Here is a 22660-nt window from a genome sequence, read left to right on the forward strand (position 1 = left end):
ACGCCTATAGCCGAGTCTAGTTGATCCTTACTGGCTTTCCCTTTTCTGCAGATTTCAGGGCCGATACGATTACCTTGAGCGCTTTACTGGCATCTTCATCGGTTATTCTGGGTTTTGCGCCGTTCTCTAGGCAGTCGAGAAAATGCTCGATTTCTCTCGTGAAAACGTGGGGCATCGAAGATAACATCGTGGAGAACCGAGGTATGGACACACTATCTCCGACGATTACCGCAGGACTCGAATCCTTGTCGCTGTATTGAATTTTTCCCTTCGTTCCGATTACCTCGGTTGAACAGTAAAAAGGGGCATACTCTTTGGGATGTGCCCAGCTCACTTCTATCACCGCTTGCTTGCCACCCTCAAACTTTACCAGCATGACCCCGAAGTCATAACAACCGTAAGCCCTGGCCTCCTCTCTTAAGCTTTTAAACTTGGAGAAGACCTCGACCGGTTCCTCCTCCAAAAACCACCGGGAGAGGTCGGCGACGTGTATTCCCAGGTCGACTATCACCCCGCCGTTTTCCCTTTTCCAATGCCAGTCACCCTTGGGAAAGCCCACCCAGGAACGTTCGCTTCGCCTCACGCTAATCGGTTCTCCTATTCTTCCGGCAGAAATTGCGTCTTTGATCTGCACCCACCGGTCGTCAAATCGTCTGGTGTGCCCGATGAAGAGCCCTTTTCCGTTTGCCCTAGAAGCTTCGAGCATTCTACTCGAATCGGCCAGTGTCATTGCAATCGGCTTTTCACAGATTACGTGTTTTCCGCTCTCCAGGGATTTAATAGCCATCTCTGCGTGCAGGTGGCTGGGCGTGCATATATCCACTAGGTCGATGTCGCCGTTCTTGAGGAGTTGACGAAAGTCCCGGTAATACTCGTCGGCTCCTAATTCCTCGGATGCCTTTTTGGCCCTTTCTTCGACTATATCGCACGTGGCCACTACATTTGCTCGGCGGATATTCTTCCAGGCGTGTTTATGGGCCAGGTTATAGATATTTCCATTTCCGATGATGCCGACATGAAATTCTTTTTCCATTGTTAATTGGTCCTCCTTTTGGGGGAATTACTGATAAAAATTATCCAACCGCCGTGAAAGAGGGCGTTGATTCTTAGCCGGCTCGAATCTTCCGGGCTCTACAGGTCCTCGTTTTTGGTGGCGAGAAAATCTACCTTGTTTATCCTGGTGATTTCTTCAAGGAGCGCCAACGTTGCCGGGGTAGCGTAATCTTCCTTGAGGTAGCGATAGTTACTTCCGTAGTCGAGGACGTCAACACGGTTAAATTTTTTTCCAGCGAAGTGTTTTTCCGCGATTGACCGGATCATCTCGTGAACGCCGGTGCCGTCCTGAGCTCGGGATTTCTGCCGATAGGCTATTTCTCGGGGAATGCCTTTCCGTAGCGCCAGTTCTCTATGAACAAGCTTTCTGTATTTGTCGTCCGCATCTTTTATCTTTAGATTGGGGGCTATTCTCATGGCCGTTCTGATTACTTCTCTGTCTAAGAAGGGTGCTCTTAACTCGATGGAATGGGCCATGGCCATCCGGTCTTCCCGCTCCAGCGTGTCCAGATATAGCTTTTCGATGTCGTCCCAGAGCCGGTCGTGTAGAGCCAGATGACCCTTCTCTCTCACCACATCGTTGTACCAGGAATATCCGGCGAATAGTTCATCGGCAGCCTGTCCGGTAAACATGACTTTGTGGTTATCTTCTCTGCACATCTTGGCGGCAATGTACATCGGTATGGCCGCTTCAACCTGAATTAGGCCGTTTAACTCGATTGCTTCGATGATCTCCGGTAACAGACTCTCGATGAGTTCCTCGGTAAGATATTCGAGCTTGATGTTCAATCCCAGTTCTTTTGCCGACCTTAATGCCATCTCTACATCTCCGCCCCCTTTTGCCCCGACGGAGTAACAGGTAACCTTGCAGCCGGCTAGTTGAACCGCCCTACTCACCAGTACACTGTCGATGCCGCCGGAGAATAGCACCCCTACTCGGTCAAGCCCGGCTACCCTTTTTTCGACGGCCCGGTCGAATGCCCCCTGATAAGCTTTAAGCGCTTCTTCCATATCATTAATCTCGATGGGAGGTTTCTCTATCTCGTATCCGGTTTCGATCCTTATTCTCTCCGAGACCTCCACTATTTTCCCCGGAGGCAATCTTTTTATGATTCCCGCTCCAGAGGTTATGGCTTTTCTCTCCGAGGCAAAATAGAAGGGAAGGCTGTCCGTAAAGTAGATGGGTTTCTTCCCGACCGGGTCCCTGGCCAATGCCAGGTACTTTCCGTCGGTTACGGCGAAAGCGTACATGCCGTCGAGGAGGGGCATTGCTTTCCTGACTGCATCGAGGAGATTACCCTCATAAAAATATTCTATTAGATGGAGGAGAACTTCGCTATCGCTGTCACTACCCATTTCTCGGTCAGCGAGTAGTCCTCTTAGCTCCCGGTGATTGTATATTTCACCGTTGTGAACTAGGGTGAGTTTATCTCCCTTTATCGGCTGTACGCCTTTCTCACCTCCAACTATCTCCAGCCTCGATTGGCCAAGAGATATAGGTCCTTCATCCCTAACTCCTTTAAGATCATTAATATTCTTGGCCTGCCATATGTTTTCATTGAGATAGACTCCAACTTGGTCGGGACCTCTATGTCGGATCCTGGACAGCATGTCCAATGTAACACTTATCGGTCCGTCTCTATGATCCATAAAACCGCATATGCCACACATTTTTTAATCTCCTTTCATTAGTTTTTTTATCTTATCTGTAACAAAAAAAAGTATTTTCTGAAGAAGGGTTTCTCTTCATGGTCGTGTTCAATCTAGAATATTTGGGCTTTATAAGACTTAGCGAATCTGAGATTTAAGCTATAACTACAGCCATTCTAACAAATAAGCCGAAATAAATCAAGTTTTTGTGGTAAATATCAGCAATAACATATATATAAAATATATAATTATATAAGAGAGGACTGAACAATCTGACGCTAAGCTACCGTCGATAGGTAGTTATGTTTATCTTAAGCCTAGTTCTATCTCAAGTAACTTATAGAATTGTCATTCTGAACCCCTTCGAGTTCCGGGCAGGCTCCGCTGAAGAAACTTTAAATATATTTAGATGCTTCACTCCGTTCAGCATGACAACCTAGGCCTTTTGCCAGAGTTTATTCTTATATTTTGCTTAGCACAGGGTCCGAGGTATTTAGTGACTCGGCCTAATACGAAGGCAAGAAGGATTTCAATTTTGGTTGCAACTTATCACAACAGTCTCCGACTGATCGTCTCGGCTTATACAGTTTAATCTCTTATGCATTAACAGAGGTCAAAAAATTTGTGACCGCTTGGCCCGTTTGTTATAATCTAAGACTATGGAATTAGCGAAATTGCGTAGAGATGCTATCGCTATATTCCACGCTGGTCTCAAGGCTGTAGACCCAGTTGTAGCGGTTAAGCAGCATCTTAACTACCTAGATGGCAGACTAGAAATCCAGGGCCGCACCTACAACATAAACGAATTCGAGCATGTCTATGTAGTTGGAATGGGAAAAGCCTCGGCATCGATGGCCCGGGCAATCGAAGACCTGTTGAGCGAGTGCTGTACGGACGGAATTATCAACGTCAAATATGGTCACTCCGTCCCGCTCGAGATAATCAAAATCAACGAAGCCGGACATCCTATACCCGACCGAGCGGGTTTAATGGGAACGGAACGGATTATCGAGTTGCTCGAGCAGACCGGAGAGAAAGACCTGGTTTTGTGCTTGATCTCCGGAGGAGGCTCGGCGCTTCTCCCCGCTCCGTATGAGGGTTTGACTCTAGAAGACAAACAACAGACGACCAGGGTGCTCTTGGATAGCGGGGCTAATATTCATGAGATTAACGCCTTAAGAAAACACATCTCCCGGGTCAAGGGCGGCCGGTTGGCCGGAATGGCTTATCCCTCCACTTTAATTTCATTGATTTTATCCGACGTGATCGGCGATGACCTGGACAGCATCGCCTCGGGACCGACCGTTCCGGATAGTAGCACATTTGTTGAGTGTTTACACATAATCGACAAATATGGGATAAGAGAGAAGGTTCCCCGCTCCGTGGTCGAGTTTCTGGAGAGGGGATTGCGGGGAGAGATTGAGGAGACCCCTAAAGCGGATGACCCGGTTTTCGCAAAAACCGGTAATTTCATAATTGGAAGTAACATACTCGCGGTCAGGGCGGCCAAGGAGAAGGCGGATGGGCTTGGGTACAACAGCCTCATTCTATCCAGCTTCATCGAAGGGGAGACCAGAGAAGTAGCCAAGGTACACTCGGCCATTGCCAAGGAGATAATCAGTACGGACAACCCGGTGTCCAGGCCGGCCTGTGTAATTTCCGGCGGTGAGACCACGGTTACTATTCGAGGAAAGGGATTGGGGGGACGTAATCAGGAATTTTCTCTGGCGGCAGCGATTGATATCGACGGCCTGGAGAATGTAGTGATATTGAGCGGCGGTACCGATGGAACAGACGGCCCGACTGATGCTGCTGGCGCAATTGCTGATGGAACGTCTTTACGAAGGGCTACAGAGTTAAATCTCAGGGCGGATGATCATCTCCGGGAAAACGACTCCTATCATTTTTTTGGGAAACTGGGAGACCTGCTCATTACCGGACCGACCCGTACCAACGTGATGGACCTCCGCCTGGTTTTGGTGGCTTAGGGTTCGGATATTTGTTAAGTGTAAGGAATGATAATGCCAAGGACTAAGATCGTATGCACCATAGGCCCCGCTTCCAGCTCGCCACAGATTCTAGAGCAGTTGATAAAAGCGGGGATGAACGTAGCCCGATTAAATTTCTCCCATGGAACGAGGTCTGAACATGGGAGGGTAATTCTTCACATTAGAAGGATTGCCCGGAGGCTCGGCTGCCCCGTGGCTATACTTCAAGACCTGGCCGGCCCTAAAATAAGAATCGGGGAAATCGAAAATGGGGTTGTAACACTGGAATCGGGAGGGTTATTTACCCTCACCAACCGTCGGGTGCTTGGAGATGAAAAAGTGGTTTCGATCAACTACCCCAGCCTTCCCAGAGAAATAAAGCCGGGAGACACACTCCTCCTCAGCGACGGGGCTCTGGAACTAAAGGTCTTGCAGACAAACGCCCATGATATCAAGTGCAGGGTGATCGTGGGCGGCCCTCTCAGCTCGAACAAGGGCATCAACCTGCCCACCGGCTCGATCAAAACCCCCATTCTGACCGCCAAGGATAAAGACGACTTGGCTTTCGGAATAGAGCATGAAGTCGATTTTATTGCGTTATCTTTCGTGAGAAATGCTAAAGACGTGGAAGACGTAAGGCGATTCATGAGGAGAGGGAAAGGAAGCGGCATACCGATAATCGCCAAGATAGAGAAGCATGAAGCGCTCAAGAATATAGATGAAATCATAGAGGCAGTCGACGGCGTCATGGTGGCCCGTGGTGACCTGGGGGTGGAGATTCCACTGGAGAAGGTGCCCCGGGTACAAAAGATGCTTATCGAAAAAACAAATAGGCTCGGCACCCCGGTTATTACCGCCACTCAGATGCTCCGTTCGATGGTGGATAGCCGTCGACCTACCCGGGCCGAGGTCACCGATGTGGCAAACGCCATCCTGGACGGCACTGACGCCCTTATGCTTTCCGAAGAAACGGCCATAGGGAATTACCCGGTCGAATCCGTAAGGATGATGGCAAAAATTGCCGAGGACACCGAGGCCGTTTTTCCCTTCGATGCTTGGTCTCGAAAATATCCCGAAGAGGGTCTAAAGTCCGTGCCCGAGGCGGTCAGCCGGCGGGCCTGTGAGCTAGCCGAAGATATAGGGGCAAAATTGATAATAACCTTCACCCAGTCGGGAGCCACGGCCAGGATGGTATCAAAACACCGGCCGAGTCCGGTTATCTTGGCGGCTACACCGGTAAAAGAGACCTACCGCCGTTTGGCGCTGGTGTGGGGTGTAATACCTATTTTGAGCAAGACTATGAAAAGCACAGATCAAATGATCAAAGGGGTAATCGAGGATGCATTAAGCTCGGGCATGGCCAGCCGGGGTGAAAGGGCGGTAATTACTGCAGGCCTTCCCGTCGGTATTTCCGGCAATACTAATTTGATAAAGGCAGAGGTTCTGGACGGTAAAGGAATGTAATCCTAATCATCTGGCAAACTTTCGTTTTTGTGAGCTTTTTCGGGGGAGGCGAGTGGAAGGATGAACAAACCATAGAAAAGGAGGTAATACACCATGGCAACCTTGAGAAAATACTCCTCAGCACTTAGGGAAAATGTGCACATGTGGATAGACAAGATAAAAAGCGTGGACATATTGGTGAGCATTCCCAGCTACAACTGCGAGGACAGCATAGGCTATGTGGTGGAACAGGTAGGGCAGGGATTAGCACAACATTATCCTGGTCTTAAGACTGCGGTTTTCATCAGTGACGGGGGATCTCTAGACGATACACGGGAAAAGGCTTATGGAGCTTTGATTCCCGACGGCGTGGAAAGACGCGTCACCATATACCGCGGATTACCCGGAAAAGGTACATCGCTTCGGGCGGTGTTTGAAGCGGCTACCCTGCTTAATGCCAAAGCTATTGCCATGTTCGATGCAGATCTTAGGAGCATTACCCCGGAATGGGTAAAACTGATGATAGACCCCATACTGAACCAAACGGCTGGGTTCGTAGCCCCGTTATACCGTCGGCATAAGTTTGACGGCACCATCACCAACCACATTGTATATCCCATGACCCGGGCACTTTACGGAGTGGACTTGCGTCAGCCCATCGGGGGGGATTTTGCTTTTTCTCCCGAACTGGCCGAGTTTTACATGAGAGAAGATGTGTGGGATACCGATGTGGCCAAATTTGGGATCGATATTTGGATGTCTACCTCGGCCATAAATGAGGGCTATAAAGTGGTTCAATCCTACCTGGGGACGAAGATCCATGGAGCCAAGGACCCGGGCAGCGACCTGGGACCCATGTTCCATCAGGTTATCAGCACCCTTTTTTATCTCATGGGAAGGTATGAAAACAAATGGCGTCAAGAGGCCACGCTAAAATCAATTCCCATAATCAACTTCAAAGGGGAAATTCTCCAACTGGAACCGGTCAATGTAAATTTGAAGAGGTTGAAGACCGAGTTCATAGAAGGATTTAATCACTTTAAGCCTATGTATAGACACATACTGAGCACCGAGAACATGTCCAGGCTTGAAAGCATCCACCGGAGCTGGGAGTCGGGCAAGGAAGAAGAATTGGACGCCGAGCTGTGGAGTAAGGTTCTCTACGACTTTGCGGTTATATATCAACTCTGGCAGAGAAACAGGCGTCGGCTGGTGGACATTATCACACCGCTTTATTTTGGCCGCACTAAGAGTTACTGCGAGCAGGTGATTGACATGAGCAGTGACGAAGCGGAGGCCGTAGTACAAAAACAGGCCGAAGTATTCGAAAAGAACAAACCATACCTTATAGAGAGGTTTTCCATGTGGGAATAAATAGGCAATTAACCGGATTTAGGTTGAGGCCGCTAAAATTATTGTCTATAATAAAATAACTTTTATTGATAATTATCTCATGCCGGTCCTTTCCCATAGTTAGTTTAGTGACCTTTAACAGCAAGATATATAAGCTAGGACATCCAAAATATTCTTATTCAACAAGGGGAAAATTATATGGAAATTAACCCGGTACTTCTGGTCGTAGATATGCAAAACGGTTTTTGTGGCATCGGGGGTTCATTCGACCAGTTTGGCTTCAACATACAACCCTATAGAGCGATAATACCCAAAGTCAGAAAGATGATTGATTATATGAGAGAAAAAGGAGTGCCGATTTATTACTCAAAGGCGATAAGAGAGGCCTCCGGAATAGACCTTATCGACCGGGTACACAAAATCATCCCGGATAGCCGCCGAGAGAGACTCAAAAAAATGCACCTTTGCATCAGAGATACCTGGGACAGCGAAATCATAGACGAGTTAAAGCCGGAGTCCCACGACTATATAGTGGAGAAAAGGCGGGACTCTGTATTTCAGGACACAGAATTTGAGCTATGGCTTAAGGCCCTTCGAGCGGACACCATAGTTTTCACCGGAATCGACACCTATGTTTGCGTAGAGAGCACGGTGAGGGATGCGTTTAACAAGGGCTATGACGTAATTCTATTGAAGGACTGTGTTGCTTCGAGAAATCCCAAACACCATTCAGACTCCATCGAGCAAATCACTGAGGCCTACGGCCTGGTCTTAGATTCCGATGATTTTATGAAGATGATAGAGAATAAGCAAATAATTCTAATTACGGAAAATAACCCACAATAAAATCAATGGAGGGAGTATGGCGCCTAAGAAAGGAAAAAAGACGCTCAACATTCTGGACATTGATGATGAAGCTAAGAGAAAGGTAGAAGAGATTGAGCATGCAGACATAGTGGTTGGGATTCCCAGTTTCAACAACGAAAAGACCATCGGCCATGTGGTTAAAGCCGCGGAATACGGACTGGCCAAGTATTTCCCAAACATGAAAGCGGTTTTGGTGAATTCCGACGGCGGTTCAAAGGATAAAACGAAGGATGTAGTAAGGGATACGGGGGTGTATCACAGCCTCAATACCATCCTGGTAGACCACCCGATCTCCCCGGCGGCGCAGGTAATCGCCACTTATAATGGGATTCCGGGAAAAGGGAGTGCCCTGAAGGCCATATTCGAGGTTTCGGACAGGCTGGGGGCTAAGGCCTGTGTCCTGCTAGACTCCGACTTGCGAAGCGTCACTCCGGAGTGGATAGAGCTACTGGCCAGGCCGATTATAAGAAGAGGGTACGACTACGTTTCGCCATTTTACTCGCGCCACAAATATGACGGCACCATTACGAATATGGTGGTGTATCCGCTCACCAGGGCGCTTTATGGGAAAAGGGTGAGGCAGCCGATAGGAGGCGATTTTGGCATCTCTAAAAAGTTGATTAAAAACTATCTGGATAAGGCCGTCTGGGGAACGGATGTAGCCAGATACGGTATTGACATCTGGATGACTACGGTGGCCATAAGCGAGGATTTCAAGATTTGCCAGTCTTTTTTGGGGGCCAAGATCCATGATGCAAAAGACCCTGGTAAATCGCTGGGCCCGATGTTTAGGCAGGTCGTAGCCACCGTTTTTAGGCTGATGAAAGACTATGAAGGCGATTGGAAAGAGATAAAAGAGAGCATCCCCACGGCGATGTACGGTTTTGTGTCCGAGGTCTACCCGGAACCGATAGAAGTAACCCTGGAGCCGATGATAGAAAATTTTAACTCGGGGCTTCGGGAACACGCCGAGTTTTGGAAGAAGTTCCTGCCGGATGAACGGTTGTATGAATTAAATCAAATAGCTTCACTCGGTATAAACGAGTTTCGTTTTCCTCCTGAAGTTTGGGTGAAAGCAGTCTATGATTTTGCGGCGGGATTCAACAAAGCCAAGGGTGCGGATAAGGAGAGAATCGTGGAATCGATGACCTCTCTCTATTTCGGACGGGTAGCGTCGTTTGTAATCGAGAGTAAAGACCTGAAGACCTATGATGCAGAGCTTCTCATAGAAACCCAGGCTCTCAAGTTTGAGGAGCTAAAACCCTATCTCCTGGAAAGATGGGGATAGAGATAGGCCCCAGCCAATGGTATTATAAATAAGATAGTGAATCTTATTGGAAATAACACCTCGGACTATTTAAAAGGGAATAGAAGAAAGAGGTCTATTCTTCCCTTTATAGCTTTATCCATTCTCTTTCACCTGTTTCTTGTCCTACTCTATCTCCTGCTCTATCCGCCGGACAGGCAGGCGGTAAAGCCAAAGGAAAAGCCGGAGTTTATAGAGATAACCCAGGTTCCAATACCTAAGGAAAAAGAGACCGAGCCTCCGGAAGAGACGAAACGCCTTGCGGAAAGGTCTCATCAGGCCCCTGAGGAAAAAACAAAGGATGATTTTACCAAGGAAGGGGCGGTAAGTGCACTACCTCAGCCCAAACAGCCCAGCCAAACCAAGAAGACCGAGGAGAAGACCCAACCCTCCAAACAGTCTAAAGAGGTAAAAACGGCGAAGAAGGAGCCAAGGAAAGAAGTAAGTACGGATAAGTCCCGCCAGGTTGCCTCTATCCCAAAAGTGGAAAAGGACTCGGAGTTGGCCAGAAAACAGTTGGAGGAGAGAAGACCCCCCGACCTCAGTAAAGAAGACCTTTTTAGCGCTGTTCCCCGTCAACCTTCCCAGGAACAACAGGCTTCTCAAGGGTTTCTGGGGGCCAGGAATATAGAGAAGAAAGAAGATACGGTTGATTTCAACACAACTGAATTCAAGTACATCTCGTATTTCAACAAGCTTAAAAGGCAGATAGAAGGGGTATGGAATTATCCGGAGTTGTCTCGTTTGAGGGGGGAACAGGGTGAGCTTTTTCTTATATTTACGATTAGAAGAGACGGGCAACTGGAGGATGTTAAGTTGATAAACTCTTCTGGATACGCTCGTCTTGATGATGAAGCAATCCGGGCAATCGATGTCGCCGCTCCATTTCCTCCTTTCCCCAGTCAATGGGGGAGCCTGGAGAGGCTCAATGTAAGGGCTGTATTCAGGTATCAGATAAGCTACGGATGGCAGATAAGGTAGTTGATAATAATTAATAATGTAGGGAACGCATATCCTTCGACCTTGCTCAGGACGGGTATGCGTTCCTTACCAAATTTTCGTGGACTTTTCACTTTATTATAACCTTCTCCTCTCCCCTTTTTCTCCTTCTCACCTCCCCGATAACCCTGGCCTTTTCTCCAAGCCTCCTGAGCTTTCTCAAAACGGCGTCTGCCTCTTGATCGGCCGTAACCACGGTCATTCCTATCCCGCAGTTGAATGTCCTGAACATCTCCTTTCTGTCCAGCCGGCCGGCGAGCTTGATTAATTTTATAAGAGGGGGAATTTCCCAAAGTGAGGCGTCCAGGACAACATTAAACTTTTTAGGAATTACCCGCGGTATGTTCTCTAAGAGTCCTCCGCCTGTGATATGGGCCAAGGCGTTCAGGTGGAATTCCTTTTGGAGCGAGAGTATTGTTTTTACATAAATGCGTGTTGGCTCCAGAAGCTCTTCTCCAAGTGGGCGGCTGAGCGGGCTGGGAATGTCCGAGAGACTCAATTTTAGTTTTTCAAAAAGGACCTTTCTGGCAAGAGAATATCCGTTAGAATGAAGCCCGCTTGAGGAAATGCCGATTACCAAATCCCCGGGCTTGACCTTAGAGCCGTCGATGATTTTGTCTCTATCTACGATCCCGACCACAAAGCCGGCCAGGTCAAATTCTCCCTTGTTATAAAAACCGGGCATCTCCGCCGTTTCGCCCCCCAGGAGTGCACATCCCGCTTTTTTACATCCCCGTACTATCCCCTTGATTATTTCTACCCCTTCTCCGGGTTTTAGCTTTGAAGTGGCCAGGTAGTCGAGAAAGAATAGGGGTTCTGCGCCGCAGGTGATTATGTCGTTCACGTTCATAGCCACCAGGTCAATGCCTATGGTGTCCAGTCTCCCGGCCATGAATGCTATTTTGAGCTTGGTTCCCACTCCGTCAGTAGAGGCGACGAGAATGGGTTTCCGGTATTTATCTATAGGGGGAGAGAAGCAACCGGCGAACCCTCCGATCTTTCCTATTACGCATTTATTATGGGTAGATTTGGCCAGGGGTTTTATAAGCTCGACGAAAAGATTTCCGGCACTAACATCCACACCGGCACTTTTATAAGTGATCTTTTTAGCCACGAACTTGAAGGATACCTGAGAGATGTTTCTATTAACAATACCTGTTGAATACCCGTAGTCATACTACAGGGATGAAAACGGGTTACCCGAAGGGCAGAAAAGTGTATATGACATCGATAGAATAAAGTAAGAAGAATCTTTGAACTCCTAATATAGTCGGTAGGAGCGGCTTCCAGCCGCGATATGAGAAATCACCACAAGCCTGTCCTGAGCTGGTTCCCGATTTAATTGGGGAAGGGATGGCGCTCTTATAAATAAATTGATAGGTGGGTACACAGAGTATTATAGTAAAGGGAATCAGCTTTTTATTTTAGATGCGCCGTGGTTCTAACACGGGAGTTTCACTATTTGAATGTTTGTTCTTTTAGCAAGGTACTACTTTTGCTTCCCAGCAGAGGAAGCAAAAGTAGCTTGGTTGCTTAATTGATTTTAATCTGTTTTGGTTTTGCCTGCTCGGTCTTGGGGAGGGTAAGCGTGAGCACACCGTCTTTGTAATTGGCCTTTATCCCATCGGCATCTACGGTTTGAGGAAGCGTAAAGCTGCGGACGAAGGTTCCATACGCACGCTCGATTCTCACGTAATTGTCTCTTTTTACATCCTCCACGAATTTCTTCTCCCCCTTGATGGTGAGTGTGCTATCCCTCAGGTCAATTTGTATATCCTCTTTGTTCATTCCAGGCAGGTCAGCGCTGACCACATAGCTGTTCTCAGTCTCGTAGATGTCCACCGCCGGTGCCCACATTCCTTTCTCTAAATCCTCCCTGTCTCCCGCGAAAAAACCCCTCAGGGTCTCCTCGAACAACCTGTTTATTCTGTCTTGAAGTGAACCAAAATCTCTCATTGGATCCAACCTCATGATCGCCATTTTCGCTCACCTCCTATTTGAATTTGAATTTCTTTCTGACAAAAAATAAATTAATCATTGTCTTAAAACCGTCAAGGGTGTTTTTGGCTGATAATGCTGGAGAAATCCGCTACTCCTTCGTTGCCATAATGCATCCTTACTTAAGCTAATTGGTAACGCCTAATTTTTCAAAATGAGAGATTGCCTTGCCGGAAGTCAGAGAGAAGAGTTGACATTCGCTAGGTGTCATTGCAAGGGGAAAGAAACAATTCTCTCAGGCCTGTCATTGCGAGGACACTGAGCAAAGCGAAGGGGACGAAGCAATCCATCTCAAATGTCATTCCGACCCTTGTCCCGAATCCTTCGGCTTCGCTCAGGATAAACTCCTGTGAGGGAGGTTGGGAGGAATCTTGATAGATCCTTCGCTAGTCCTTCGCTTCCGCTCAAGACATGGCTCAGGATGACACTTCGTGTCAGATTGCCACGCCGCCAAAAGACGGCGGCTCGCAATGACATGGTAGGAGGACAGGAATTCCTTCGGCAGGTTCGGAGCCTGTCCATAGCTAGTCCCCGATTTAATCGGGGAAGGGATAAATTCGATAACCGAAGCAATCCCGTCTCTAGAAGCTTATGTTAACAAGACCTTCAAATATGATTTGAGCGTATGTAATTTGGATAGCATTTACCTAACGAACATAAAAGGACAACCTGATTTAAAAAAAATATTCTTATCTGTTTAAAAAGCTTCTTTTACAGGAGCAGATTTATTATTTTCTGATTATCTTGGACAGCAAAAGCAAAAAAGGGATCCTGGTAATTGTTTCTTTACACATCGGGCGAAGTTATTTGAAAGTTAAACTATTTTTGGGTATAAATTCCAGCTTTAATAGATGATGTTGCGAACACTATACTTCTTGTCATCCCCGTCCCCCGGTTAAACCGGGGGATCGATCGGGGATCCATCTTTTTGAAAAGCTGGATTCCCACTCCCCGCCTGCGCGGGGACAAGCTTCGTGGGAATGACCAATCAGCGGATCGCCGCTTAAGCCTATGCCTGTCCTTCGGTTAAACCGTGGGATTAATAGGGTAAGTTACAGGAATAACAGCTTCGAGTTAAGTAGGATTAACGATGCGTAACATGAATCGACAGAATTTAGGGGGAAGTGAAGTATGAATTTCAATCATCTGGCTAAGGAAATATCATCTCGTTCTCGTATTAAGGTTTCAATCAAGGACGTAGAGAGGTTTTTGGGAGCGCTTCGCAAGACCAAGATGCCGTGGGAGCTGGCTGACCTATCCGATTTCCCCGTTCCGGCTGTTTTCGAGTCCATGAAGGTTTTAAAGGAGAAGGAACTGATTGCAATATCTGACGGCGGCATTCGGCTTACCGCCAAGGGAAAAAAGATTGCCAGGGATCTACACCCGGTGGAAGATATATCCTGCCCCAAGTGCGAGGGCAGGGGGATAAGTTTAGAAAAATTCAAAGAACTGGAGGAGAGGTTTCTCAAGATTCAGAGGAGACGACCCAAACCGGTAAGGCGTTACGACCAGGGATATGTAACCCCAAAAACCACGCTGTCCCGTTTTGCCCTGGCATACGAGAGGGGGGATATCGCCGGGAAAGAAATAATAGTGTTGGGCGATGACGATTTGATGAGCATAGTTTTGGGACTTTCCAGTCTTGCAAAAAGGATCACCGTCGTAGAGATCGATAAGAGGTTAACGGACTTCATCGAGGGGACGGCGGAAAAAGAGGGATTTCAAGTTAACGTACAGACCTTTGACCTGAGGCATCCACTTCCCCAGGACCACATTAAAAAATATGATGCCTTTTTCACCGACCCGCCGGAAACCTTGAAAGCGGCCGACGCCTTCATAGGGCGCGGAATATCCGCACTGCGTGCCCCCGGTTCGGCCGGGTATTTCGGGTTAACCAGGAGGGAAGCTTCTCTCACTAAGTGGTACGGTGTTCAAAAATTGCTTCTTAAATATAGAATCGTATTTACCGACATAATCCACAATTTCAACGAGTACGTAAACTGGGGCTACGAAGAGGAGACCAGGGCCTGGAGGCTGTCGCCGCTAAAGGTTAGACCCCGGAAGAACTGGTACAGGTCTGCACTCTACCGGTTCGAGACTCTCGACGGCTTCAGGGGGAACTTCAAGGATTACGGTAAAGAAAATATATATGAAGATGTGGAAAGCTCGACGACCTGAATACCGTTTCTATTTTAGCCACGAATGGGCACGAATGAACACGAAAGATTCAAAATATCTTATTCGTGTAAATTCGTGTTAATTTGTGGCAAAACCAAATAATTTTTTTAATGCCAAAGCGAACCGATATAAAAAAGATATTACTGGTAGGCTCGGGGCCGATCATAATCGGCCAGGCCTGCGAATTCGATTATTCCGGAACCCAGGCCTGCAAAGCCTTAAAGGAGGAGGGCTACCAGATCGTGCTGGTGAATAGCAACCCGGCTACAATCATGACCGACCCGGCCTTCGCCGATAAGACCTATATCGAGCCTCTCATTCCGGAGATAGTGGCAAAGGTGATCGAGAAAGAGCGCCCTCAGGCGCTTCTTCCCACACTGGGCGGACAGACCGCACTAAATATAGCCGTTTCGCTTGCCGAATCCGGGGTCCTGGATAAATTCGGGGTCGAGCTTATCGGGGCTAAGCTTCACGCCATAAAGAAAGCGGAGGACAGGAAGCTTTTTAAGGAAGCCATGCTCAGGATCGGTCTTAATGTTCCCCGGAGCGGAATTGCCCACTCCATGGAAGAGGCCTGGAAGGTTGTAGATGAAATCGGATTCCCGGTGATAATTAGGCCCGCATTCACACTCGGAGGGACCGGCGGTAGCGTAGCCTATAACCGGGAAGAATTCGAGGAGTTTGCTAAAGTAGGACTGGATTCAAGCCCGGTCAGGGAAATCCTCATAGAGGAATCGGTCTTGGGCTGGAAGGAATTCGAGCTTGAGGTGATGAGGGACGGAAAGGATAACGTGGTCATAATATGCTCCATCGAAAACTTCGACCCCATGGGTGTTCACACCGGTGACAGCATAACCGTAGCCCCGGCGCAGACCCTCACCGACAAGGAATACCAGAGGATGAGGGACGCAGCCATCGCCATAATCAGGGAGATAGGCGTCGATACCGGTGGTTCCAACATTCAGTTTGGGGTCAACCCCAAAGACGGAAAGATGGTAGTGATCGAGATGAACCCCCGGGTGTCCAGAAGCTCCGCCCTGGCCTCAAAAGCTACTGGTTTCCCGATCGCCAAAATCGCTGCAAAACTGGCCGTGGGGTATACACTTGACGAAATTCCAAACGATATCACCCGCTACACCCCTGCCTCGTTCGAGCCGACGATAGATTACGTGGTAGTAAAGATTCCCCGGTTCGCCTTCGAGAAATTCCCCCAAACCGAGCCGGTGCTCACAACCCAGATGAAATCCGTGGGCGAGGTCATGGCCATCGGGAGGACCTTCAAGGAATCACTTCAAAAGGCCATGCGCTCCCTGGAGATTGACTCCTACGGCTTTGAGCCTCGGTCTCAAGACGTGGAATTGATCCGAGAAAAGTTGAGGGTTCCTAGCCCGGAAAGGCTCTGGTATCTGGCCGACGCGTTTAGATGCGGTATGAAGATTGACGAGCTATATGCTCTTACCGGTATAGACCCCTGGTTTCTTGAGAATATAAGACAGGTCGTGAAGATGGAGGAAGAGATAAAAAGCCCGGATAAAGATGCAATGCTTCCTGACGTCATCAAGCGGGCTAAGGAGTTTGGGTTTTCGGATATGCGGCTGGCCGAGCTTTTAGAACTGGCGGACAGTCAAGTTGAGGAGAGGAGAAGGGATCAGGGCCTTCGAGCCGTTTACAAGATGGTAGATACGTGCGCCGCAGAATTTGAAGCCTATACACCTTACCTCTATTCGACATACGAGCGAGAGGACGAGGCGCTTCCCACCGCCAATAGGAAAATGGTGATCCTGGGCAGCGGCCCTAACCGGATTGGGCAGGGAATAGAATTTGACTACTGCTGTGTTCATGCCTCCTTCGCCCTCAAGGAAGAGGGCTTTGAGACGATAATGGTCAACTGTAACCCGGAGACGGTGAGCACGGATTACGACACATCTGACCGCCTCTATTTTGAACCCCTCACCCTAGAGGATACTATGTCCATAATCGAGAGGGAAAAGCCGGAGGGGGTGATAGTCCATCTGGGCGGACAAACCCCACTAAAACTGGCGATTCCGCTGGAGAAGAAGGGCGCAAAAATAATCGGCACCTCTCCGGAGAGTATTGACCTAGCCGAGGACCGGGAGAGGTTCCGTGATTTAATACTTCAGCTTGGACTTACCCAGCCTAAGAGCGGCATTGCCCGGAGCGGGGATGGGGCACTCGCCGTGGCCAAGGAAATCGGATATCCGGTCGTGGTAAGGCCTTCTTACGTGCTAGGCGGACGGGCGATGGAAATCGTTTACACCGAGGAATCCTTAAAACGCTACATCAGAGAAGCGGTAAAGGTTTCTCCCAACCATCCTATTTTAATCGACGAGTTTTTAAAGGACGCAATAGAAGTCGACGTTGATGCCGTTTCCGACGGAAAGACCGTGGTGATAGGCGGAGTTCTCGAACACATAGAAGAAGCCGGCGTACATTCCGGCGATAGCGCCATGGTTCTTCCGCCCTTTTCCATAGGTCAATATCTGATTGACGAGATAAAGCGCCAGACCCGGGAGCTTGCCCTGGCGTTAAAGGTGGTTGGGCTGGTGAACGTTCAGTTCGCCATTAAAAACAGGGATGTCTACGTGCTCGAGGTAAATCCCCGGGCCAGCCGTACCGTTCCATTTGTCAGTAAAGCTATCGGAGTTCCTCTGGCAAAGATAGGAGCCAAGGTTATGGTTGGTAAGACTCTCGGACAGCTCGGGTTCACCGATGAGATTATCCCGGAGCATATTTGCGTGAAGGAATCCGTCTTTCCCTTCATAAAATTCCCCGGTGTGGATACGATATTGGGACCGGAGATGAAATCCACGGGAGAGGTCATGGGTATTGATAACGAATTAAGACGCGCCTTTGCCAAGGCTCAGCTTGCCGCCGGTACTAATCTGCCCCTTTCCGGAACTGCATTCGTAAGCGTAAAGGACGACGACAAGCCCCGAATCGTCAGTATAGTGAGAAAGCTTCAGGAACTGGGGTTTGGACTCATGGCCACCCGGGGGACCGCTTCGTATCTAGAGAATCTCAAAATACATTGCCGGATGGTCAACAAGGTTATCGAAGGAAGACCCCACGTCGTCGACCACATGAAAAACGGAGAGGTCCAGCTAGTGATAAACACCACATTCGGAGAGAAAGAGGTTGCCCAGTCCTATTCCATTAGAAGGACGGCTCTGGTTCATAATGTTCCATACTATACTACTATCTCCGGTGCGAAGGCCGCCGTCGGGGCAATAGAGGTTTTGAAAAAAGAGGGGCTTGACGTAAGGGCCCTTCAGGATTATTACAAAGAAGGTATACTGAGTAGGTATAATTAATTTTTCGTAGACCTGTAACGTAATAATAAAGAACAACGTGACAGCGAGGCAACTAGTAGGGGCGACCCGCCGGGTCGCCCCTACAATTTCTATTCAGTTTTGGCACTGCCCGATTTAAGGAGGGAAAAATGTCAACGGAGAGAGTTCCAATTACACCCGAAGGATACAAGAGGCTTCAAGACGAGCTACAGAGGCTTAAAACAGTGGAGCGGCCTCAGGTCATAAAGATGATTGAATACGCCAGGTCCCTCGGAGACCTCTCTGAAAATGCGGAGTACGAGACGGCAAAACAGAGACAGAGCTTTGTCGAGGGAAGGATTCAAGAGCTTGAGAATAAGATTGCCCGGGCGGAGGTTATAGACCCATCAACCCTTCCTAATAAAGATAGGGTTATGTTTGGAGTGCATGTGACAATTGAAGAAATAGAAACCGGTAACACCATAACCTATCAACTGGTCGGGCCGGACGAATCCGAGCCGGAGAACGGAAAAATCTCCGTAACCTCTCCCATAGGTCGGGCGCTTCTGGGAAAGCGTGAAGACGACGAAGCCCGCGTCCAAACCCCTTCGGGGATAAGGGAGTTTGTGGTGTTGAAGATTGAGTAGGGACAACCCTTGCGGAGCCCATTCCACCATCAAGGTATATCAATTGGGCTAAGTACCGCCAGTCCTCCACACTCAGAACGTGCGTGTAAATCATTGTGGTCTTAACATCCTTGTGCCCCAATAACTCTTGCACGGTCCGAATGTCATAACCGTTTTGAAGCAGGTGCGTGGCGAAACTGTGGCGAAGTGTGTGGCTAGTAACGCGCTTGATAATACCAGGGCGTTTAGCCGCCGCTCTAACGGCTCGTTGCAGACTCGTCTCATGCAAGTAATGGCGGCGCATGATGCCCGTGCGCGGGTCTCTGGATAAGACGTCGGAAGTAAATACATATTGCCAGACCCACTCACGATCAGCATTTGGGTACTTGCGTCCAAGGGCAAAAGGCAGATAAACCGAGCCGTAACCTTTTGCCAAATCCTCTTCATGTAAGCGCTTGAACCGCCTGAGATGTTCCTGCAAGGGTTCGATAAGACTATTGGGCAGCATAGTTACGCGGTCTGTCATTCCTTTGCTGTCCCGTACCATAATTTGGTGTTGACCAAAGTCAATATCTTTCACGCGTAGTTGCACACACTCCATCAACCGCAATCCACTGCCGTAGAGCAGTTTCGCCATTAACTGATGCGTGCGCTTCATCAAGCCGATCACTTTTTGCGCTTCTTCTCTGGTCAGTACGGTTAGCAAACGCCTGGGTTTTTGCGCGCGTACGGAATTAGTTATTAGTGCCAACTCCTGCTTTAGCACCTAACGGTAGAGGAACAGCAATGCGCTGTGTGCCTGATTTTGAGTGGAGGCGGCGACATTCTCTTTCAACGCTAAATGAGTCAGACAAGCCTCGATTTCAGGTGTGCTCATATCCTTTGGGTGACGTTTATTATGAAAGAATATATATCACCTAATCCAGTAAACGTAACTCTCTCCGGTGCGGTCGGAATAGTGTTTGAGCTATACAGCGTCTCGGACCTGGTCAAGGAGCTTCTTGGACTTCTCTTCCGTATTCGAGGGATTCATCGTGATCCTTGACATCTTACTCTGTTTAGCTTAAGTTGGTTTTACTGGTAATTATACAGCGTTTCTGCTGTATAAGATGCCCAATAGAGGTGATTAGGCAGCAGAACCGTCAGTCTAATTTTGTGCTGTCTAATGTATAGTTAGCCCCCAAAGAATGTAAACCAGTACGTTTATGAATAGTCAGTTTAAATCCAAACGGCGCGTCGCCAATTACGGCGAGGTCTTCACCAGCCCAGAAATCGTGAATGCCATGCTCGACCTGGTGAAACAGGAAACCGAGCGGATTGATTCTCGCTTTTTGGAACCCGCCTGCGGAACAGGAAATTTTTTGGCGGAAATCCTGCGCCGCAAATTGGACCAGGTGGAGAAAACCTACCGGCGCAGTCAGTTGGACTTTGAGCGCAATCTGGTGCTGGCGGTATCGTCTATTTACGGCATTGACATTCTAGAAGACAATGTCATCGCCTGCCGGGAGTGGCTGTTTGAGATAGCCAACGAGCGTTATACCGCTTTGTTCAAGAGCAAAGCCAAAGAACCACCCTGCCGCCGCTCCTTGCGCTACATCCTGGGGAAAAACATCATTTGGGGCGACGCGCTCAGTTTGACCACCGTTGACGCGAACCCGCATCAGATCATCTTTGCCGAATGGTCTTTTCCCCTGCACAACAGCCTGATTAAGCGCCGCGACTTTGTTTTTGCCGAGTTACTGCCCGGCGATATAGACAAACAGCCCACTTTATTCTCGAAAAACGTTCACGTTTCCGATTTGGGCGAGCAGGTCTTCCTGCCCACGGAAACACGCAGTTATCCCTTGGTGCATTTTCTGAAGGTGGCCGAAGCCTATGACAATTAGCAATTACAACCCCGATGTGCTTTCCTGCTTGGCGAATTTGAGCAGCGACGAGGTCTTTACCCCGCCCGCCATAGTCAACCAGATGTTGGATTTGCTGCCCGCAGAAATCTGGCGTGACCCAAAGGTGACCTTTCTCGACCCGGCCTGCAAAACCGGCGTTTTCCTGCGCGAAATTGCCAAGAGGCTGCTGGTGGGACTGGAAAAAGCCATCCCCGACCGGCAAAAGCGCATCAACCATATCTTCACCAGGCAACTTTTCGGCATCGCCATCACCGAGATCACCGCCCTGCTTTCGCGGCGCAGCGTGTACTGTTCCAAGACGGCCAACGGGAAGTATTCGGTGGTGGAATGGTTTGGCGATGCGCAGGGCAACATCCGTTTCCGGCGTATAGAGCACACTTGGGAAAATGGCCGCTGCCGCTGGTGCGGCGCCAGCCAGTGCGAATACGACCGCGGCCCGGATTTGGAAACCCACGCCTATGAATTCATTCACACGGATAAACCGGAGGAGGTTTTTAAGATGCAATTCGATGTCATTATCGGCAATCCGCCGTATCAATTAAGTGATAGCGGGCATGGTGTAAGCGCAGGGCCATTGTTCCATTTTTTTGTTCAACAAGCAAAAAAAATGCAACCCACTTATCTTTTGATGATTATTCCTGCTCGTTGGTATGCTGGCGGAAAAGGTCTGGATGAATTTAGGGATGAGATGTTAAATGACAGAAGAATGAAAATTTTAGTAGATTACGAATCTAGTAAAGATTGTTTTGAAGGTGTCAATATTGCGGGGGGAATTTGCTATTTTCTATGGGAAAAAAACTATAATGGTGACTGCGAGGTCATCAATATGCGACCCACACAACAAGTAAAGGCAAGGCGAGCATTAAACCAATTTCCGATTTTTATTCGAGCAAACCAAGCAATTTCTATTGTCAATAAAGTACTTGCAATCACAATTGATACTTGGGATAAGCATAATTATCCAAGAAATCCCTTTGGCTTTAGCACAAAGGAAAGAGGCAAACCTGAACCTTTTGAAGGTTCAATTACATTATTAAGTAGTCGGGGCTTCGGGTATGTAAGTATGGATAAAGTTACAAAAAATGCAAATCTTATAGACAAATATAAAGTTATTATTGGGCGTCTAGTACCAAGTAATGGTGAGTTAGATGTAAATCCGGCTGATGGGTATCGCGTTATAACCAATACAAAAATACTAAAACCTGGTGAAATTCACACTGAGTCTTACTTGCTAATTGGTGCTTTTGACACTCTTGAAGAAGCTCTAAATTTTGATTCGTTTATAAAGTTAAAGTTTCCTCGCTTTTTACTTAGGCAAGCCATTTCATCGGTAAATGTTACAAAAGAATGTTTTAGGTTTGTCCCCAGCGAAGATTTTACGCAAAAATGGACAGATGAAAATCTCTACAAAAAATATGGTTTGAATAGAGATGAAATTGACTTTGTAGAATCAACAATCCGCCCCATGACCAACGGAGAGGAAAACGATGCCTAACGACTTCTTCCCGCCCCGCCTGACGTGGGTTGAGGCAGGGCTTGAAACCCTGTCTGGGTGCATGGAAGCCCCGCGGGCTGGTGATGCAGCTCCGGCAGAGGTTTGCAGGGAATAAGTGAAAGGAAAGGATATGACCTATTGGCGCCTCCACTATCATCTCATTTGGTCAACCTATGACCGCCAGCCAACTTTGACCGGTGAACGCGAGAAGATGTTCTATGGCGTGTTGTACCGCAAAGCAGAAGAACTGGGCTTAAAAATCCATGCTGCCGGAAATGTAGATGACCATGTGCATATAGTGGTGTCCATACCACCCAAAGTATCGGTATCAGAATGCGTGCGGCAAATTAAAGGCGCCAGCTCTTATGCCATCAATCATATGCTGGTAGTGACGGTCAATTTCAGTGGCAGAGCGGTTATGGCGCGCTGACCATTGGCGAAAGGTCGTTGGAAACCGTTATGGCCTATGCCGCAAAACAGAAAGAACATCATCGGGATAAAACATTG

General features: G+C 48.3%; 16 protein-coding genes and 1 pseudogene. 12 read left to right on the forward strand and 5 right to left on the reverse strand.

The window, feature by feature from the left end:
• Window positions 1-16 precede the first annotated feature (16 nt).
• Window positions 17-1033, reverse strand: a complete 1017-nt coding sequence (locus VNN20_12885) for a Gfo/Idh/MocA family oxidoreductase (GenBank protein ID HWP93082.1) — start codon at window positions 1031-1033, stop codon at window positions 17-19.
• A 98-nt stretch (window positions 1034-1131) separates the two neighbouring features.
• On the reverse strand, window positions 1132-2724 hold the full coding sequence (locus VNN20_12890; GenBank protein ID HWP93083.1) for an asparagine synthase-related protein: 1593 nt from the start codon (window positions 2722-2724) through the stop codon (window positions 1132-1134).
• Window positions 2725-3377: 653 nt separating this feature from the next.
• Here VNN20_12890 and VNN20_12895 point away from each other — a divergent pair.
• From VNN20_12895 to VNN20_12920, 6 genes are all read left to right on the forward strand, one after another.
• A complete protein-coding gene (locus tag VNN20_12895; protein HWP93084.1) occupies window positions 3378-4691 on the forward strand; it encodes a glycerate kinase in 1314 nt (437 codons plus the stop codon).
• 33 nt (window positions 4692-4724) lie between these two features.
• Window positions 4725-6155, forward strand: a complete 1431-nt coding sequence (pyk, locus tag VNN20_12900) for a pyruvate kinase (protein HWP93085.1) — start codon at window positions 4725-4727, stop codon at window positions 6153-6155.
• 93 nt (window positions 6156-6248) lie between these two features.
• The gene (locus VNN20_12905; GenBank protein HWP93086.1) at window positions 6249-7508 is read left to right on the forward strand and encodes a glycosyltransferase; all 1260 of its coding nucleotides are present in this window, start codon (window positions 6249-6251) and stop codon (window positions 7506-7508) included.
• 177 nt (window positions 7509-7685) lie between these two features.
• Window positions 7686-8333: an isochorismatase family cysteine hydrolase gene (locus VNN20_12910; protein HWP93087.1), complete on the forward strand. Its 648-nt coding sequence runs from the start codon at window positions 7686-7688 to the stop codon at window positions 8331-8333.
• Between the two features lie 16 nt (window positions 8334-8349).
• Complete coding sequence (locus VNN20_12915) at window positions 8350-9642, forward strand: glycosyl transferase family 2 (GenBank protein HWP93088.1); 1293 nt, start codon at window positions 8350-8352, stop codon at window positions 9640-9642.
• Window positions 9643-9678: 36 nt separating this feature from the next.
• Window positions 9679-10641 (forward strand): energy transducer TonB, encoded by a 963-nt coding sequence (locus tag VNN20_12920; protein HWP93089.1) that lies wholly within the window; start codon window positions 9679-9681, stop codon window positions 10639-10641.
• Window positions 10642-10729: 88 nt separating this feature from the next.
• On the opposite strand, the gene purM is transcribed toward VNN20_12920, so the two are convergent.
• The gene (purM, locus tag VNN20_12925; protein ID HWP93090.1) at window positions 10730-11773 is read right to left on the reverse strand and encodes a phosphoribosylformylglycinamidine cyclo-ligase; all 1044 of its coding nucleotides are present in this window, start codon (window positions 11771-11773) and stop codon (window positions 10730-10732) included.
• Between the two features lie 419 nt (window positions 11774-12192).
• Window positions 12193-12639 carry an Hsp20/alpha crystallin family protein gene (locus VNN20_12930; GenBank protein ID HWP93091.1) on the reverse strand — a complete coding sequence of 149 codons (447 nt, stop codon included), beginning with the start codon at window positions 12637-12639 and terminating at the stop codon, window positions 12193-12195.
• 1149 nt (window positions 12640-13788) lie between these two features.
• On the opposite strand from VNN20_12930, the gene VNN20_12935 reads away from it, so the two are divergent.
• The 3 genes from VNN20_12935 (at window position 13789) to greA (ending at window position 18772) form a co-directional block, all read left to right on the forward strand.
• Window positions 13789-14835 carry a bis-aminopropyl spermidine synthase family protein gene (locus VNN20_12935; protein ID HWP93092.1) on the forward strand — a complete coding sequence of 349 codons (1047 nt, stop codon included), beginning with the start codon at window positions 13789-13791 and terminating at the stop codon, window positions 14833-14835.
• Between the two features lie 110 nt (window positions 14836-14945).
• Window positions 14946-18167, forward strand: coding sequence for a carbamoyl-phosphate synthase large subunit (gene carB / locus VNN20_12940; protein HWP93093.1), 3222 nt, complete (start codon window positions 14946-14948; stop codon window positions 18165-18167).
• A gap of 128 nt (window positions 18168-18295) precedes the next feature.
• Window positions 18296-18772: a transcription elongation factor GreA gene (gene greA, locus VNN20_12945; protein ID HWP93094.1), complete on the forward strand. Its 477-nt coding sequence runs from the start codon at window positions 18296-18298 to the stop codon at window positions 18770-18772.
• Between the two features lie 29 nt (window positions 18773-18801).
• Here greA and VNN20_12950 read toward each other — a convergent pair.
• Window positions 18802-19784, reverse strand: a pseudogene (locus VNN20_12950) (integron integrase).
• 172 nt (window positions 19785-19956) lie between these two features.
• Here VNN20_12950 and VNN20_12955 point away from each other — a divergent pair.
• The 3 genes from VNN20_12955 (at window position 19957) to tnpA (ending at window position 22583) form a co-directional block, all read left to right on the forward strand.
• Window positions 19957-20637 carry an SAM-dependent DNA methyltransferase gene (locus tag VNN20_12955; GenBank protein HWP93095.1) on the forward strand — a complete coding sequence of 227 codons (681 nt, stop codon included), beginning with the start codon at window positions 19957-19959 and terminating at the stop codon, window positions 20635-20637.
• The gene (locus VNN20_12960) at window positions 20627-22153 is read left to right on the forward strand and encodes an Eco57I restriction-modification methylase domain-containing protein (GenBank protein ID HWP93096.1); all 1527 of its coding nucleotides are present in this window, start codon (window positions 20627-20629) and stop codon (window positions 22151-22153) included. Before VNN20_12955 ends, VNN20_12960 begins: the two co-directional genes overlap by 11 nt.
• A gap of 115 nt (window positions 22154-22268) precedes the next feature.
• Window positions 22269-22583, forward strand: coding sequence for an IS200/IS605 family transposase (gene tnpA, locus VNN20_12965; GenBank protein HWP93097.1), 315 nt, complete (start codon window positions 22269-22271; stop codon window positions 22581-22583).
• Window positions 22584-22660 lie beyond the last annotated feature (77 nt).

Source organism: Thermodesulfobacteriota bacterium (assembly GCA_035559815.1).
GTDB lineage: Bacteria > Desulfobacterota_D > UBA1144 > Nemesobacterales > CSP1-2 > DATMAT01.